14 protein-coding genes are annotated in these 17,242 nt (G+C 49.3%); all 14 read left to right on the top strand.

The genetic code is table 11. The features are described from left to right. Entirely contained in the window at positions 1-549 is a 549-nt protein-coding gene (hslV, locus tag ACFSDB_RS05955) for an ATP-dependent protease subunit HslV (protein ID WP_204892501.1), read from the top strand. Then, positions 546-1,943: an HslU--HslV peptidase ATPase subunit gene (gene hslU / locus ACFSDB_RS05960; RefSeq protein WP_204892500.1), complete on the top strand. Its 1,398-nt coding sequence runs from the start codon at positions 546-548 to the stop codon at positions 1,941-1,943. The genes hslV and hslU overlap by 4 nt, the downstream gene beginning before the upstream one ends. Positions 1,944-2,029: 86 nt before the next feature. Continuing rightward, positions 2,030-2,809, top strand: a complete 780-nt coding sequence (gene codY, locus ACFSDB_RS05965) for a GTP-sensing pleiotropic transcriptional regulator CodY (RefSeq protein ID WP_204892499.1) — start codon at positions 2,030-2,032, stop codon at positions 2,807-2,809. A gap of 307 nt (positions 2,810-3,116) precedes the next feature. After that, complete coding sequence (rpsB, locus tag ACFSDB_RS05970) at positions 3,117-3,833, top strand: 30S ribosomal protein S2 (protein ID WP_204892498.1); 717 nt, start codon at positions 3,117-3,119, stop codon at positions 3,831-3,833. An 87-nt stretch (positions 3,834-3,920) separates the two neighbouring features. Next, a complete protein-coding gene (gene tsf, locus ACFSDB_RS05975) occupies positions 3,921-4,805 on the top strand; it encodes a translation elongation factor Ts (protein ID WP_204892497.1) in 885 nt (294 codons plus the stop codon). Between the two features lie 79 nt (positions 4,806-4,884). Next, entirely contained in the window at positions 4,885-5,610 is a 726-nt protein-coding gene (pyrH, locus tag ACFSDB_RS05980; RefSeq protein ID WP_204892496.1) for a UMP kinase, read from the top strand. Further along, positions 5,610-6,167, top strand: a complete 558-nt coding sequence (gene frr, locus ACFSDB_RS05985) for a ribosome recycling factor (protein WP_204892495.1) — start codon at positions 5,610-5,612, stop codon at positions 6,165-6,167. The genes pyrH and frr overlap by 1 nt, the downstream gene beginning before the upstream one ends. A gap of 178 nt (positions 6,168-6,345) precedes the next feature. After that, on the top strand, positions 6,346-7,113 hold the full coding sequence (locus ACFSDB_RS05990) for an isoprenyl transferase (RefSeq protein WP_377339621.1): 768 nt from the start codon (positions 6,346-6,348) through the stop codon (positions 7,111-7,113). Next, positions 7,110-7,901, top strand: coding sequence for a phosphatidate cytidylyltransferase (locus ACFSDB_RS05995; protein WP_204892493.1), 792 nt, complete (start codon positions 7,110-7,112; stop codon positions 7,899-7,901). The genes ACFSDB_RS05990 and ACFSDB_RS05995 overlap by 4 nt, the downstream gene beginning before the upstream one ends. 16 nt (positions 7,902-7,917) lie before the next feature. Continuing rightward, on the top strand, positions 7,918-9,063 hold the full coding sequence (dxr, locus tag ACFSDB_RS06000; RefSeq protein ID WP_204892492.1) for a 1-deoxy-D-xylulose-5-phosphate reductoisomerase: 1,146 nt from the start codon (positions 7,918-7,920) through the stop codon (positions 9,061-9,063). 41 nt (positions 9,064-9,104) lie between these two features. Beyond that, entirely contained in the window at positions 9,105-10,364 is a 1,260-nt protein-coding gene (gene rseP / locus ACFSDB_RS06005) for an RIP metalloprotease RseP (RefSeq protein WP_204892491.1), read from the top strand. Positions 10,365-10,397: 33 nt separating this feature from the next. After that, positions 10,398-12,101, top strand: a complete 1,704-nt coding sequence (locus tag ACFSDB_RS06010) for a proline--tRNA ligase (protein ID WP_204892490.1) — start codon at positions 10,398-10,400, stop codon at positions 12,099-12,101. 204 nt (positions 12,102-12,305) lie between these two features. Next, complete coding sequence (locus ACFSDB_RS06015) at positions 12,306-16,619, top strand: PolC-type DNA polymerase III (RefSeq protein ID WP_204892489.1); 4,314 nt, start codon at positions 12,306-12,308, stop codon at positions 16,617-16,619. A gap of 124 nt (positions 16,620-16,743) precedes the next feature. Next, a complete protein-coding gene (rimP, locus tag ACFSDB_RS06020; RefSeq protein WP_204892488.1) occupies positions 16,744-17,229 on the top strand; it encodes a ribosome maturation factor RimP in 486 nt (161 codons plus the stop codon). The last annotated feature ends 13 nt before the right edge of the window (positions 17,230-17,242 follow it).

Genomic DNA, 17,242 nt, shown 5'->3' on the forward strand with positions numbered 1-17,242 from the left:
ATGCACGAATTCCATGCAACCACGATATTTGCAGTACGGCATAACGGGGAATGCGCGATGGCCGGCGACGGGCAAGTGACATTCGGCAATGCAGTCGTCATGAAGCACACGGCGCGGAAAGTGCGGAGGCTGTACAACGGCAAAGTATTGACCGGGTTTGCCGGTTCCGTGGCAGATGCCTTCACGCTGTTTGAAATGTTTGAAGGCAAGCTGACAGAATACAACGGAAACCTCCAGCGCGCAGCAGTCGAACTCGCAAAGCAATGGCGCGGCGATAAGATGCTCCGCCAGCTTGAGGCGATGCTGATCGTCATGGATGCAGATGAGCTCCTGCTGGTTTCCGGAACCGGGGAAGTCATCGAGCCTGATGACGGGATCCTGGCCATCGGTTCGGGCGGGAATTACGCATTGGCAGCCGGCCGTGCGCTGAAGAAATATGCAGGCGACAAACTGACTGCTTATGAAATCGCGCAGTCTGCACTGGAGACAGCAGCGGATATTTGCGTATACACCAACCATCAAATCGTAGTGGAGGAGCTGGCGAAATGAAAAAACAGCAAGATCTGACTCCAAGGCAAATCACAGACCATCTGGACCGATATATTGTCGGGCAGAAAGATGCGAAGCGCTCCATCGCGATCGCCCTCCGCAACCGCTACCGCAGAAGCCGTCTTGATGACGAATTGCGCGATGAAGTGATACCGAAAAATATTCTGATGATCGGGCCGACAGGCGTCGGCAAGACGGAAATCGCCCGCCGGATCGCCAAACTGACCGGTGCCCCTTTCGTTAAAGTGGAAGCGACCAAATTCACGGAGGTCGGCTATGTCGGCAGGGATGTGGAATCGATGGTGCGCGACCTGGTGGAAGCGGCTGTCCGCATGATCAAAGAAGAGCGTTTTGAAGCGGTGAAGGAGCAGGCGGAAGCAGCAGCGAACGACCGCATCGTCAAATTGCTCGCCCCTTCCTTGAAGAAAAAGCCGAATGGCCAGAATCCGCTCGAAATGCTTTTCGGGCAGAAGATGGACCAGGAAGAGGAAGATCCGGTGGCTGAAGTGGAGGTGCGGGTCAAGCGTCGTGAAATTGCAGCTGACCTCAAAGCCGGAAAGCTGGAAGAAAACTGGCTGACCGTCGAAGTTTCGGAAAATATTCCGAGCATGTTTGACGCCCTGCAAGGTTCGGGAATGGAGCAGATGGGTGCGAATATGCAAGACGCCTTGTCTTCTTTGATGCCGAAGAAAAAGAAAAAACGCAAAGTCCAAGTGAAGGAAGCCCGCCGGATACTGGCTGCTGAAGAGGCGGCTAAACTGGTCGATGACGAGGAAGTGGCAGCAGAAGCCATTGAGCGGACCGAGCAGCAGGGCATCATCTTCATCGATGAGATGGATAAAATTGCGAGCAAGAACAGCTCATCTTCGGCGGACGTTTCGCGCGAAGGTGTCCAGCGCGATATCCTGCCGATTGTGGAAGGCTCGACGATCAACACGAAATACGGCACCGTGAAAACGGATTATGTGCTGTTTGTAGCTGCGGGGGCATTCCATATGTCCAAGCCGTCCGATCTGATTCCGGAACTGCAAGGGCGCTTCCCGATCCGCGTGGAGCTGCAGAAGCTGGAAGTTGATGATTTTGTCAAAATTTTAACAGAACCGAAGCATTCATTGATAAATCAGTACAAAGCACTTCTCGAAACAGAGGGAGTTGTGATAAACTTCAATGATGCGTCAATTATTAGACTGGCTGAAATCGCCTATGAGGTGAACCAGGAAACCGATAACATCGGTGCCCGCCGGCTTCACACCATTTTAGAACGCTTATTGGAGGAGCTGTCATTCGAAGCAAGTGAAATATCGCCTGCCCAGATCGACATCACGCCTCAATATGTGAATGAAAAGCTTGAAAATGTGGCAAAAAACAAAGATTTGTCACAATTTATCCTGTAATTCAAGGCGTTTCAGTATCTTTAAAGAGTAAAAACCTTTAGAATATTTAATAAATACTGCATGAAAACCGTAGGAGGTTCATTTAAATGAATTTATTGGAAAAAACAAGAAAAATTAACTCAATGCTTCAAGCAGCGGCAGGGAAACCTGTTAACTTTAAAGACATGGCTGAAACATTGAGCGAAGTAATTGAATGCAACACGTTCGTCGTTAGCCGTAAAGGTAAACTGCTAGGATTTGCTGTCAGCCAGCAAATCGAGAACGAACGCATGAAAGGGATGCTCGAAGAGCGCCAATTCCCGATGGAATACACACAAAACCTTTCAAACATCACTGAAACATCTGCTAACCTTGATGTAAACAGCGAACACACAATCTTCCCGGTCGAAGAGCGTGAATTGTTCAAAGATGCTTTGACAACGATCGTTCCGATTATCGGCGGAGGCGAACGTCTGGGCACATTGCTACTCGGCCGCGTCAAAGAAGAATTCCATGACGATGACTTGATCCTTGGCGAATATGGTGCGACTGTAGTTGGCATGGAGATCCTTCGTGAAAAAGGCGACCGCATTGAAGAAGAAGCGCGCAGTAAAGCAGTTGTTCAAATGGCGATTTCTTCACTTTCATACAGTGAGCTTGAAGCGATTGAGCACATTTTTGAAGAGCTGGACGGCAACGAAGGCTTGCTTGTCGCTTCAAAAATCGCTGACCGCGTCGGCATCACACGTTCGGTAATCGTCAACGCACTCCGCAAACTTGAAAGTGCCGGCGTTATCGAATCGCGTTCGCTTGGGATGAAAGGGACTTACATCAAAGTATTGAACACGAAGTTCCTTGCAGAGCTTGAACAATTGAAAATGAACTAAGCATGATCGAAAAGCGCCGGATTCTGTCCGGTGCTTTTTTATTTTGCTTTCTTTGCTGGCTTCGTCGGTCTGGTGCTCCATATTCTTTATGAACGATCCAGATGAAATTATGGGAAGCGAATGTCCGAAGCGTTTCCGCTAATTTATAAGAGAAACTTGTTGCGGTCCGTACAAGGACCGTGGTATAATTTCAAATGGTGTTAAATACACACGCATTCGGATTTGTGCCGCAGGTGCTTTTTCAAAAGTAACGGTACAGAGAAGAAGAATGCGGAGGGAAAAAATAACCTATCAGGAGGAAACACACATGTCAGTAATTTCTATGAAACAATTGCTTGAAGCTGGTGTACACTTTGGCCACCAGACTCGCCGTTGGAACCCGAAAATGAAAAAATATATTTTCGTTGAGCGTAACGGTATCTACATCATCGACCTTCAAAAAACAGTCCGCAAATTGGAAGAAGCTTATAACTTCATGAAACAAGTGGGCGAAGAAGGCGGTAAAGTACTATTCGTTGGAACGAAAAAACAAGCTCAGGACGCAATCAAAGAAGAAGCTGAACGTTCTGGCAACTACTACATCAACCAGCGTTGGTTGGGTGGAACACTTACAAACTTCGGTACAATCCAAAAACGTGTGAGCCGTTTGAAACAGATCGAGCGCATGGAAGAAGATGGAACTTTTGAAGTTCTACCGAAAAAAGAAGTAGTTCAATTGAAAAAAGAACACGAACGCCTTGTTAAATTCCTTGGCGGTATCCGTGATATGAGTTCACTGCCGGACGTTATGTTCGTAGTTGACCCACGCAAAGAACGCATTGCTGTTGCAGAAGCAATGAAATTGAACATCCCGATCGTAGGTATCGTTGATACAAACTGCGACCCTGATGAAATCGATTATGTAATTCCTGCAAACGACGATGCAATCCGCGCTGTTAAACTTTTAACTGGTAAAATGGCGGACGCTTTGCTTGAGTCTAAACCGGAAGAAGACGAAGAAACTCCAGCTGAAGCTGCTGAGTAATTCACAAGTGTTACAGGTGATAAGCGGCGAAACCCACTTATCACCTTTTTTTGAGAAATTGTTCATATCCTAAGGAGGAATTCAATCATGGCAGTTACAGCACAAATGGTAAAAGAATTGCGTGAAAAAACAGGCGCAGGTATGATGGATTGCAAAAAAGCGCTAGTGCAGACAGATGGCGACATCGACGCAGCTATCGACTTCTTGCGTGAAAAAGGCCTATCAAGCGCTTCTAAGAAAGCAGACCGCATTGCTGCTGAAGGGATTACAAACATCCTTGTGAAAGACAACGAAGCTGTAATCTACGAAGTGAACGCGGAAACTGATTTCGTTGCTAAAAACGAAGGCTTCCAGACACTTGTAAAAGAATTGGGCGAGCACTTGATCGACACGAAGCCTGCTACAATTGAAGAAGCTACTGCTTCAACAATGTCAAACGGCTTGACTGTTGCTGACCACATCTCGAACGCAATCGCGAAGATCGGTGAAAAAATCACTTTGCGCCGTTTCGAAATCCGCACAAAAACGGATGCTGACGCTTTCGGTCCTTACCTGCACATGGGCGGCCGCATTTCCGTATTGGTTGTACTTGAAAACTCTACAAACGCAGAAGCTGCACGCGACATCGCGATGCATATCGCTGCTTTGAACCCGAAATACGTTTCACGTGACGAAGTGTCAGCTGACGAAGTTGAACACGAGCGCAAAATCTTGACTGAGCAAGCCCTTAACGAAGGCAAGCCAGAAAACATCGTTGCGAAAATGGTTGAAGGCCGCCTTGGCAAATATTTCGAAGACGTTTGCCTTTTGGACCAGGCGTTCGTTAAGAACTCTGACCAGAAAGTACGCGACTTTGCAGCTTCAACTGGCGGAACAGTAAAAGAATTCATCCGCTACGAAGTCGGCGAAGGCATCGAAAAACGCGAAGACAACTTTGCTGATGAAGTTATGAGCCAAGTCAACAAAAAATAAGTTCGAAAAGCATACGATCCACCCGGGGAACACAGCATGTGTTCCCTATTTTTCAATAAAAGTGTAATGGAGGGTACCGATGAGTGTTCAACAATATAAACGCATTGTATTAAAACTTAGTGGAGAAGCGATGGCTGGGGAAAAGGGATTCGGTTTATCTCCTGAAATCATCAAATCGGTGGCTAGCCAGGTCAAAGATGTAGTGGAACTTGGTGTGGAAGTGGCAGTTGTTGTCGGCGGCGGCAATATCTGGAGAGGCAAGATCGGCTCTGAAATGGGCATGGACCGCGCCACTGCAGATTATATGGGAATGCTCGCAACAGTGATGAATTCGCTGGCGCTTCAGGATTCCTTGGAAAAACAGGACGTCGAAACCCGGGTGCTTTCTTCTATTGAAATGCGCCAGGTCGCCGAACCTTATATCCGCAGACGGGCAATCCGCCATTTGGAGAAAAAGCGTGTTGTCATTTTTGCGGCAGGCACCGGCAACCCGTACTTCTCAACCGATACGACAGCTGCCCTGCGCGCTGCAGAAATTGAAGCTGATGTCATCCTGATGGCGAAAAACAATGTGGATGGCGTTTACTCAGCGGATCCGAAAACAGACGTGGACGCAGTGAAATACGAAGAATTATCGTATTTCGACGTCATCCAGCAAGGCTTGCAGGTCATGGATTCCACCGCTTCTACACTATGTATGGACAATGACATCCCACTCGTAGTATTCTCAATTATGGAAAACGGAAATATAAAACGGGCTGTTCTCGGTGAAAAAATCGGGACAGTGGTGAGGAGAACATTATAATGCCAAAAACAGTGATGAACGATACGAAGACGAAAATGGAAAACGCACTTTCAGCTTTTTCACGTGAACTTTCTTCCATCCGTGCTGGACGCGCAAACCCTTCAATTCTAAACAAATTGACAGTGGATTATTATGGTGCACCTACTCCGATCAACCAAGTGGCCGGTGTTTCCGTACCGGAAGCACGCTTGATCATGATCCAGCCTTACGACAAATCAGTCTTGGGCGACATTGAAAAAGCGATCTTGAAATCTGATCTCGGGTTGAGCCCGTCAAACGATGGCTCTGTCATCCGCCTGGCGATTCCAGCATTGACAGAAGAGCGCCGCAAGGATCTGGTTAAGCAAGTGAAAAAAGAAGCGGAAGAAGCGAAAGTCGGCATCCGCAACATCCGCCGCGATGCGAACGATGATCTTAAAAAGCTCGAGAAGAAAAGTGAGATCACAGAAGATGATTTGCGCAGCTATTCTGACGACGTCCAGAAATTGACGGATTCGTACATTGCGAAAATCGATGATGTGGCGAAAGACAAAGAAAAAGAGATTATGGAAGTTTAAACAGAACTTTTAATCACGCAAAGCGTCCTGTCTAGCAGGACGCTTTTTTTCTGCCAAAAATGTGGCAACAGCCAGAAAGAAAGCGCACAACCCTGTTTTTTTTGATATGATAAGCTTTAGACATGCCGATTTGCAATAGGTGGAGGATTAAAATATGTTCAATAAATTATTAAAAAGGATGGCAGATCCTGCAATTGAAAATGAAGGCTTCGTTTCAGAAGTTGCAGCAATGGGTGTTCCATCCCACATTGCCATCATTATGGATGGAAATGGCCGATGGGCGAAAAAGCGGTCTCTTCCGCGGGTTGCAGGCCATCATGAAGGTATGAAGACGGTGCGCAAAATCACGAAGCTGGCCAATGAATTGGGCGTAGGCGTTCTGACGCTTTATGCTTTTTCAACTGAAAATTGGAAGCGCCCGAAAATGGAAGTGGATTTCCTCATGCGCTTGCCGGAAGAATTCCTATCGGTGTTCCTGCCGGAATTGATCGAAGAGAATGTCCGGGTTGAAATGATGGGGTATCACCACAACTTGCCGGCCCATACGCTGGAAGCGATCCGCAAAGCGAAGGAAGCGACCAAAGACAATACCGGCCTTGTGCTGAATTTCGCTTTGAATTATGGCAGCCGCGCAGAAATCGTCGATGCAGTCAAAAACATCGCAGCGCAAGTTGCAGCAGGCACGTTGAATCTTGAAGATATCACGGAAGACCATATTACAGCCGGGTTGATGACAAATGACCTGCCAGAGCCGGATTTGCTGATCCGAACAAGCGGCGAAGTCCGCCTGAGCAATTTCATGCTTTGGCAATTGGCGTATACAGAATTTTGGTTCACCGAAACTTTATGGCCGGATTTTGGAGAAGAGTCGCTGCTTGAAGCGATTGAAGATTTCCAGAAACGAAATCGCCGGTTTGGAGGATTGAAAGGGGAAGAAGCAAATTGAAACAGCGCATTATTACTGGAATCATTGCGGCCGCTCTTTTCATTCCATTCGTCATCTACGGCGGGATCCCGTTTATTCTGATGACGTTCGCACTCGCGACCGTCGGGCTGCAGGAACTGTTGAATATGAAAGGCAGAAGCTTGTTCAGCATCCCCGGGCTGATCTCTCTGATCGCTTTGTATGCATTTATGATGCCGGACGAATGGGCAGTTCACATTTATGAACTCACCGGATATGTCAAAGTGGAATTTGCCTTTATTGCAGTCATTCTGCTGCTCATCCACACAGTAGTGGTCAAAAACAGTTTTACATTCGACGATGCCGCATTTGCTATTTTAGGTACTTTATATATCGGCGTCGGATTTTACTACATGATCGAAACCCGCATCGAGGGGCTGGCTTTTGTCGTCTATGCCCTGCTAGTGGTCTGGTTCACCGATTCGGGGGCTTATTTCACCGGGCGGAAAATCGGCAAGCGCAAATTATGGCCGGAAATCTCCCCGAACAAAACAATCGAGGGATTTGTGGGCGGCATTATCTGGGCCATCGCAGTGGCGCTCGTATTGAATTATTTTGTCGATCTGGACAAATCGATTCTTATCATTGTAATCGTCACCATCGCAGCATCGATTTTCGGGCAGCTCGGCGACTTGGTCGAGTCTGCGCTTAAAAGGCATTTCAACGTCAAGGACTCCGGGCATATCCTGCCCGGGCACGGCGGGATATTGGACCGCTTCGACAGCATTCTGTTCGTCATGCCGCTGCTGCACTTTTTACATTTCATTTAAGAAAGGGAGCTTCTGAATGCGCAAAAGCATCATCTTGCTCGGAGCCACTGGTTCGATCGGTGTGCAGACAGCAGATATCATAAGGGAACATCCGAATGAGTTTCAATTGACCGGCTTTTCAGCCGGGAAAAACATAGAAATGGCAAGAGGCATCATCCGGGAATTCCGGCCGGAAATCGTCTGCGTGCAAGGGGCAGAAGATGCTGCCGCTTTGCGGAGCGAGTTTCCGGGCGTTTCTGTCGTTTCAGGCAGTGAAGGCCTGATCGAGACTGCTACATACGATGCAGATGTCCTGGTCAATGCGGTCATCGGGAGCGTCGGGCTTCAGCCGACACTCGAGGCCATCAAACTCGGCCGGACGATCGCCATCGCCAACAAAGAGACATTGGTGACAGCCGGGCATCTCGTCATGGAAAACGCCTCGGTATACGGTGCGAAAATCCTGCCGGTGGACAGCGAACATTCAGCACTGTTCCAAGCATTGAACGGGGAAAAGCTCGAACAGGCAAGCCGGCTGATCTTAACAGCCTCCGGCGGCAGCTTCCGCGATTTGACCCGCGATCAATTGCAGCACGTCACTGTGAAGGAAGCGCTGGCGCATCCGAACTGGTCCATGGGCGCGAAAATCACGATCGATTCCGCAAGCATGGTCAACAAAGGGCTGGAAGTGATTGAAGCGCATGTGCTGTTCAATTTCGCGTATGACGACATTGATGTCCTGCTGCACCGGGAAAGCATCATCCATTCAATGGTGGAATTCCAGGATACGAGCGTCATGGCCCAATTGGGGACGCCCGATATGCGTGTTCCGATCCAGTATGCCCTCACCTATCCGGACCGCCTGCCGCGGCCTCAAGCGAAGCGCCTCAACTTGGCGGAAATCGGGAAATTGAATTTCCAGGAAATGGATTACGAGCGGTTCCGGGCATTGCAATTGGCATATGATGCCGGGCGCGAAGGCGGTACGATGACCACCGTTTTCAATGCGGCGAATGAACAGGCCGTAGCCATGTTTTTAAATGAACAAATCAAGTTCCTGCAGATCGAGGAAATGATCGAAAGTGCGATGGACAGCCATAAGACGGTATCAAAACCGGACTTGGGGACAATTTTAGAGGTAGACGCTGAAACAAGAAAATCCGTTAAAAACATGCTAAAATAGCTTAAGACAAAACCGAAAAAGGTTAATAAGGATGGGTTTGAATGGAAACAGTATTAGCGTTTATCATAATTTTCGGTGCCCTGGTTTTTTTCCATGAACTCGGCCATTTCCTTTTCGCGAAGCGCGCCGGCATATTGGTGCGGGAATTTGCAATCGGCATGGGGCCGAAAATATTGGGAATCACAAAAGGCGAGACACTTTACACCGTGCGTCTGCTGCCGATTGGCGGATACGTGCGCATGGCAGGCGAAGAGATGGATGCTATCCATATCCAAGCCGGCCACCGCATCGGCGTCCTGTTGAACAAGGACGGCGTGGCGACGAAAGTCATCATGAATCAGAAGACGATGCATCCGGATATCTTATTCCTGGAAGTGGAAGAAGCCGATCTGGAAAAAGAGCTGTACATCAAAGGGTATGATGAAGACGAGAAATTCGTCCGCATTGAAGTAGCCCGTGATGCCCTCGTGGAAGAGAACGGTAAAGAAACCATTCTTGCCCCGTATGACCGCCAGTTCAATTCGAAAAGCGTCGGGCACCGGTTCATGACGATCTTGGCTGGTCCGCTATTCAATTTCATCCTGGCATTTTTCATCTTTACAGCAATTGCCTTGATGCAAGGCATTCCAACCAATGAACCCGTCATAACAGAAGTGGCGGAAGACAGTCCGGCAGAAGCTGCCGGCATGCAGGACGGCGATCTGGTCACGGCCATTAGCGGGGAAACAATCGCTTCTTGGAACGAGCTTGTCGGCATAGTGCAGGAAAATGCAGGGAATGCGCTCGAGTTCGAAGTGGAACGCGGCGGAGAGCAGATGGCGTTTACGATCACGCCGGAAGTTTCTGAAGAATCTCCGGAAAAAGTCGGCGTCATCGGCGTACTGTATCAAAGCCCGCTGGAAAAGGATTTCTTCGGATCATTCGTATACGGTGCTGAACAAACCGTCTTTTGGTTCAAGGAAATCTTCCGTTTGCTGGGCATGCTCGTAACCGGGCAGTTCACGATCGATGCCTTGTCGGGGCCGGTCGGAATTTATAAAACGACGGAAGAAGTTGCGAAATACGGCATCTTCACATTGATGAGCTGGGCGGGTATGCTCAGCATCAACTTAGGAATCATGAACTTGCTGCCACTCCCGGCTTTGGACGGCGGGCGCTTGATGTTCTTCATCCTTGAAGCGCTTCGCGGAAAACCGGTTGATAGCCAAAAAGAAGGCATGGTGCATTTTGTAGGAATCATGCTGCTCATGCTGCTCATGATCATCGTTACATGGAACGATATCCAAAAATTCTTCTTTTAAAAAATTCAATAGTCAGTCGAGGTGCATTCCGGAATGAAACAAACAGCAACTTTTATCCCAACATTAAGAGAAACACCGGCTGATGCGGATGTTAAATCGCATCAGCTCTTATTGCGCGGAGGATTTATCCGCCAAAATACAAGCGGCATCTATTCGTTCCTTCCGCTCGGAAAGCGCGTCCTCCAGAAAGTGGAGACCATCATCCGGGAAGAAATGGAAGCGGCAGGCAGTGTGGAAGTATTTCTTCCGGCACTTCAGCAAGCTGAACTTTGGCAGGAAACCGGCCGTTGGTATTCGTATGGCGATGAGCTGATGAGGCTTACGGACCGGAATGACCGTGCATTTGCGCTCGGTGCTACGCACGAGGAAGTCATTACGAGCCTTTTGCGCGATGAAATCAAATCCTATAAGAAATTGCCGCTGAACCTGTTCCAGATCCAGTCCAAATTCCGCGATGAAAAACGCCCGCGCTTCGGATTGCTGCGCGGACGCGAATTCCTGATGAAAGATGCTTATTCTTTCCACGCAACGCCGGAAAGCCTGGACGAAACGTATAATGTGATGATGCAGGCCTATACCAATATTTTCACCCGCCTCGGATTGAATTTCCGTGCGGTCATTGCGGATTCCGGAGCAATCGGCGGGAAAGACAACCATGAATTCATGGTGCTGTCAGAAATCGGCGAAGACACGATCGCTTATTCGGACAGCTCAGGCTATGCAGCCAATATTGAAATGGCGGCGGTCAATGTCGACTATCCGAAGTCGGATGAAGCGCCGAAAGAGATGGAGAAAGTGGCAACACCTGATCAAAAAACGATTGCTGATGTTGCAGCATTCCTGAATACAACACCGGAAAAATGCATCAAAACGCTGGTCTTCAAGACAGATGACGATTTAGTCGTTGTCCTGGCACGAGGCGACCATGATATCAACGATGTGAAAGTGAAGCATGCGACCGGAGCGAAAATCGTGGAGCTTGCTGCACCGGAAGAAGTCCAAGAGCTGTTGAATTGTGAAATCGGATCTCTCGGCCCTATCGGCTTGCCGCCGGCAGTCCGTGTTTATGCGGACAATGCCGTCAAAGCAATTGTCAACGGAGTGGTCGGGGCGAATGAAAACGGCCAGCACTTGGCAAACGTCACGCCAGGAAAAGACTTTTCGGTCGACACCTATGCCGACCTGCGCTTTATCCAAGAGGGAGACCCGTCACCGGACGGCGAAGGGAGAATCCAATTTGCCAAAGGGATTGAAGTCGGCCATATCTTTAAATTGGGCACGACCTACAGTGTGCCGATGAAGGCGACATTCCTCAATGACCAGGGCAGAGCAATGCCTTACATCATGGGCTGCTATGGAATCGGTGTCTCACGCGTCATGGCCGCAGTAGCTGAACAATTCCAGGACGATGCAGGATTCACGTGGCCGGATGTAATCGCGCCTTACGAGATCCACATTGTGCCTGTGAACATGAAAGACGAACCCCAGCGTGAATTAGGGGAAGACTTGTATAAATTGCTTAAGTCCTACCGCTACGAAGTCCTTCTGGATGACCGGGCTGAACGTGCAGGCGTCAAGTTCGCAGATGCGGATCTGATTGGCATGCCGGTGCGCATCACAGTCGGCAAAAAAGCTTCTGAAGGAATTCTGGAAGTGAAATATCGCCGGACGGGCGAGACTTTCGAGTGGAAACGTGAAGAACTGCTCGATCATCTGCAGCAATTCTTTAAAAAATAATCGGATAATCTGATATGATTAAAGGAAAGTACAACTTGTACTTTCCTTTATTTTTTCTGTTATACTTGTCCATCCGAACAAGTTTTCGGAGCGCAGGAACGGCGCATATCGGGCAATGTTTTCAATACGAATATATAAGAGTGTCAGCTGATATCCCATAAAACAGCAGCACCTTTTAAAAAATCTGTATCGAAGGGGATAATTATGACAAACGAGCAAGATCCAAAGATTCGATTCAACCTTCTGCTGCAGCATCTCGACTTAACAGACGATGTACATATGCCTTTTTTCGAAGAGGCTGAACTGACACGGATGACAGTGCATAAAAAAGAGCGTACATGGCGCTTTCTCATCAAGGTGAAAGAGACGTTGCCGCTGAAATTATTTCTTTTATTGAAAGAGCGTTTAAATGCTACTTTTGCCACCATTGCCAATGTCCAGCTTTCGCTGGAAAGCGAATCTTCTTCAGCGGATGGCGAACTCGTCATGGAGTATTGGCGTTATGTCGTGGAAGAATTCTCGGACATGGCGCCGCCGCTGCGCAATCAGCTGCTTGCGCAAGTGCCGGAATGGAACGGCAATAAGCTGATTCTGTGCTGCAGCCATGAACATGAAATGATGGCATTGACATCGAAATACAGCGATAAACTGGCAGCGGCCTATCAGCAATTCGGGTTTCCGCATGTCGCGGTCGCTTTTAAATTAGCCGAAGAAAACGGCGAGGCTGAAGCCGCCCATCAGGCGTTCATGCAAGAGCGTTTGGCGGAAGAAGAGGCTATGGCAAAAAGAGCCGTAGCCGATATGAAAAAACGGGAAACCGACCGGAAAGAGAATGGCGCACCATCAGGCCCGTTCCAGATGGGGATCGCCATCAAGCCGGACGAAACCATTGCCGAGATCAAATCCATTACGGAAGAAGAGCGCCGGATCACGATCGAAGGATTTGTATTTGATGTGGAAGTGCGCGAACTCCGGAGCGGCCGTTCACTATTGACGGTTAAGATGACCGATTACACCGATTCGATCCTGGTGAAAATGTTCTCCCGCGACAAAGAAGATGCAGAGCTCATGGCCGGCGTCAAAAAAGGCATGTGGCTGAAAGCGCGCGGCTCGATCCAGATGGATACGTTCGTGCGCGACTTGGTCATGATGGCACAGGACATGGTGGAAGTGAACCCTGCCCGCCGGCAGGACACAGCAGACGAAAAGCGCGTTGAGCTGCACCTGCACACGCCGATGAGTGCAATGGACGCCGTATCGTCTGTTGATTCACTTGTCGCCCAAGCAGCGAAATGGGGCCATCCGGCCATCGCCATCACCGACCATGCGGGCGTCCAGTCTTTCCCCGACGCTTACGCCGCAAGCAAAAAACACGGCATTAAAGCGATTTTCGGCTTGGAAGCGAACCTGGTCGATGACGGCGTGCCGATCGCATACGAAGAGCGGCATGCACTGCTTGAAGAAGAGACCTTCGTGGTATTCGACTTAGAGACGACCGGCTTGTCGGCCGTCTATGATACGATCATTGAACTTGCCGCTGTTAAAATCAAAGGCGGCAACATCATCGATAAATTTGAAAGCTTTGCCAATCCGCACCATCCGCTATCGGCAACGACAATCGATCTGACCGGCATCACGGATGATATGGTCAGAAACGCTCCCGAAGTGGAAGAAGTGATCCGCAACTACCACGAATGGGCAGGCGACCACATCATGGTCGCGCACAATGCTTCATTCGATATGGGCTTCCTGTATGTCGCCTATAAGAAATACGGCATCGACAAGAAACATGCAACCATCGATACGCTGGAACTTGCGCGGATGCTGCATCCAGAATTGAAGAACCACCGCTTGAACACCCTGGCGAAGAAATTCGGCATCGAATTGACCCAGCATCACCGGGCGATCTACGATACCGAAGCGACTTCCTATTTGCTGACGCATCTATTGAAGGAAGCGCACGAAAAAGGCATCCTTTACCACGACCAGCTGAATGATTACGTTGGAATCGGCGACGCTTACAAGCGGGCCCGTCCAACGCACGTCACGCTGCTCGCCCAAAACGACGAAGGCCTGAAAAACCTGTTCAAGCTGGTGTCGGCTTCCCACATTAACTATTTCTACCGCGTTCCGCGCATTCCGCGCTCGCTTCTGCAGCGCCACCGGGCAGGGCTTCTTGTCGGCTCCGGCTGCGACAAAGGCGAAGTATTCGAAGCGGTGATGCAAAAGTCGATGGAAGAAGTCGAAGCGACCGCAGGGTTCTATGATTACTTGGAAGTGCATCCGAAAGAAGTCTATTCGCATCTGATCGAGCGCGAACTGATCCGCGATGAATGGAATCTGGAAGATGTCATCCGAAAACTAGTGAAAGTCAGCCGGAAACTGGAAATCCCGCTCGTAGCCACTGGGAATGTCCATTACCTGGATGAAACAGATGCGATTTTCCGCCAAGTGCTGATCGGCTCCCAAGGCGGGGCCAATCCGCTCAACCGGCATAAATTGCCGAAAGTGCATTTCCGCACGACCAATGAAATGCTGGATGCATTCGAGTTTCTCGGAGAAGAGACGGCACGCGAAATCGTCATTGTGAATTCCAATAAAATCGCCGATATGATTGACACGGTAAAACCGATCAAAGACGACCTGTATACACCGAAAATCGAAGGTGCCGATGAAGAAGTCCGCGAGCTGAGCTATAGTATGGCGCATCAGATCTATGGGCCAGTGCTTCCTGAAATTGTCGAAGCGCGCATCGAGAAGGAATTGAAATCGATCATCGGCCACGGCTTCGCGGTCATCTACCTGATTTCCCATAAACTTGTTAAACGGTCGCTGGATGACGGCTACCTGGTCGGTTCACGGGGATCCGTAGGGTCGTCGCTCGTGGCGACGTTGACGGAAATCACGGAAGTCAATCCTTTGCCGCCGCATTATATCTGTTCCAAGTGCAAAAAATCCGAGTTCTTCGATGACGGCTCTGTCGGCTCCGGTTTCGATTTGCCGGACAAGGAATGTCCGGACTGCGGCATTCCGTTCCAAAAAGAAGGGCAGGATATTCCTTTTGAAACATTCCTCGGATTCAAAGGGGACAAGGTTCCCGATATCGATTTGAACTTCAGTGGCGACTATCAGGCAAGAGCCCATAATTACACGAAGGAATTGTTCGGGGAAGACAATGTATTCCGTGCAGGAACGATCGGCACAGTTGCCGAGAAGACGGCATACGGCTATGTCCGCGGCTATGCCAATGACCGCGATATGACGCTCCGCGGAGCAGAAATCGACCGCCTGGTCCAAGGCTGCTCCGGCGTCAAGCGCAGTACCGGACAGCACCCGGGGGGCATTATCGTTGTTCCGGACTATATGGACATCTACGATTTTTCGCCGATCCAGTTTCCGGCAGATGCCCAGGATTCTGAATGGAAAACGACCCATTTCGACTTCCATTCGATCCACGACAATTTGTTGAAGCTCGATATCCTGGGGCACGATGATCCGACAGTGATCCGTATGCTGCAGGATCTCTCCGGCATCGATCCGAAGACGATTCCGACGGATGATCCGGAAGTCATGAAAATCTTCTCGGGCGTCGAATCGCTTGGCGTGACGGAAAAGCAGATCGGCTGTAAAACCGGAACGCTTGGCATTCCGGAATTCGGAACCCGTTTCGTACGCCAGATGCTTGAAGAAACCAAACCGACGACGTTCTCTGAACTTGTCCAGATTTCCGGGCTTTCTCACGGCACCGACGTATGGCTGAGCAATGCCCAGGAATTGATCCAAAACGGCACGTGCCAGCTGTCCGATGTAATCGGCTGCCGGGATGATATCATGGTTTATTTGATCTATCAGGGGCTGGAATCCTCCCTGGCGTTCAAAATCATGGAATCGGTCCGGAAAGGGAAAGGGCTGACGCCTGAAATGGAAGAAGCCATGAAGAAAGAAGGCGTGCCGAACTGGTACATCGAATCGTGCAAAAAGATCAAGTACATGTTCCCAAAAGCCCACGCGGCTGCTTATGTTTTGATGGCCGTGCGGATCGCTTATTTCAAAGTGCATTTCCCGATCCTCTATTACGCTGCGTACTTCACGGTGCGGGCTGAAGATTTTGATGTCAACGCCATGGCGAAAGGATCGTCCTCGATCCGGGCCAAAGTGGATGAAATCAACTCCAAAGGGCTGGAAGCTTCCACGAAAGAGAAGAACCTGATGACGGTCATGGAATTGGCGCTCGAGATGGTGGAACGCGGGTTCACCTTCCAGAAAGTGGACCTGTACAAATCATCAGCGGATGAATTCATCATTGACGGCAAAAGCTTGATTCCGCCGTTCAACGCCATACCGGGACTCGGGACGAATGCGGCCAAATCCATCGTTGCGGCACGCGAACAAGGGACGTTCTTGTCAAAAGAGGACCTCCAGCAGCGCGGGCGAGTATCGAAGACGATCATCGAATACATGGATGACCACGGCTGCCTTGAAGGCATGCCGGATGCCAACCAGCTTTCGCTGTTCTAAGGATTTGCACTGCACCGGGATTCATGGTATTATTGTAGTAACATTTATTGATAGCTCTGTCACAGAAGAGTGGGTTCTCCCGCTCTTTTCTGTTGTTATGGCATAAAATTGGCGGGAGGCATGTATGAGTAAAATTACAGAACAAATCGAACAAATCGCATTGCCCATCACAGAAGAACTTGGACTTGAACTGGTGGATGTGGAATTCGTAAAAGAAGGCCGCAGCTGGTTCCTCCGCGTCTACGTGGACAATCCGGCAGCGCCGATCGACATCGATCAATGCGCGCTGGTCAGCGAAAAATTGAGCGAAATCCTGGATAAGCTCGATCCGATCGAGCAGAACTATTTCCTTGAAGTTTCATCGCCAGGCGCAGAGCGCCCGTTGAAGAAGGAAAAGGATTTCGAGAAGGCGCGCGGCAAATTCATCTACATCAAGACGTACGAACCGATTGAGGATTCAAAAGAATTCGAAGGGTATTTGCTGTCTTACAATGACGAAGAAATCGAAATAGAAATCAAGATCAAGACACGCAGAAAGACGATTGTCATTGACCGCAAGAAAATTGCAGTCATCCGGCTCGCCATTGATTTTTCTGCAAAACCTGATTGAAGAACTTAGGAGT

It is taken from the genome of Planococcus chinensis (assembly GCF_042681545.1).
Classification (GTDB): Bacteria; Bacillota; Bacilli; order Bacillales_A; family Planococcaceae; genus Planococcus; species Planococcus chinensis.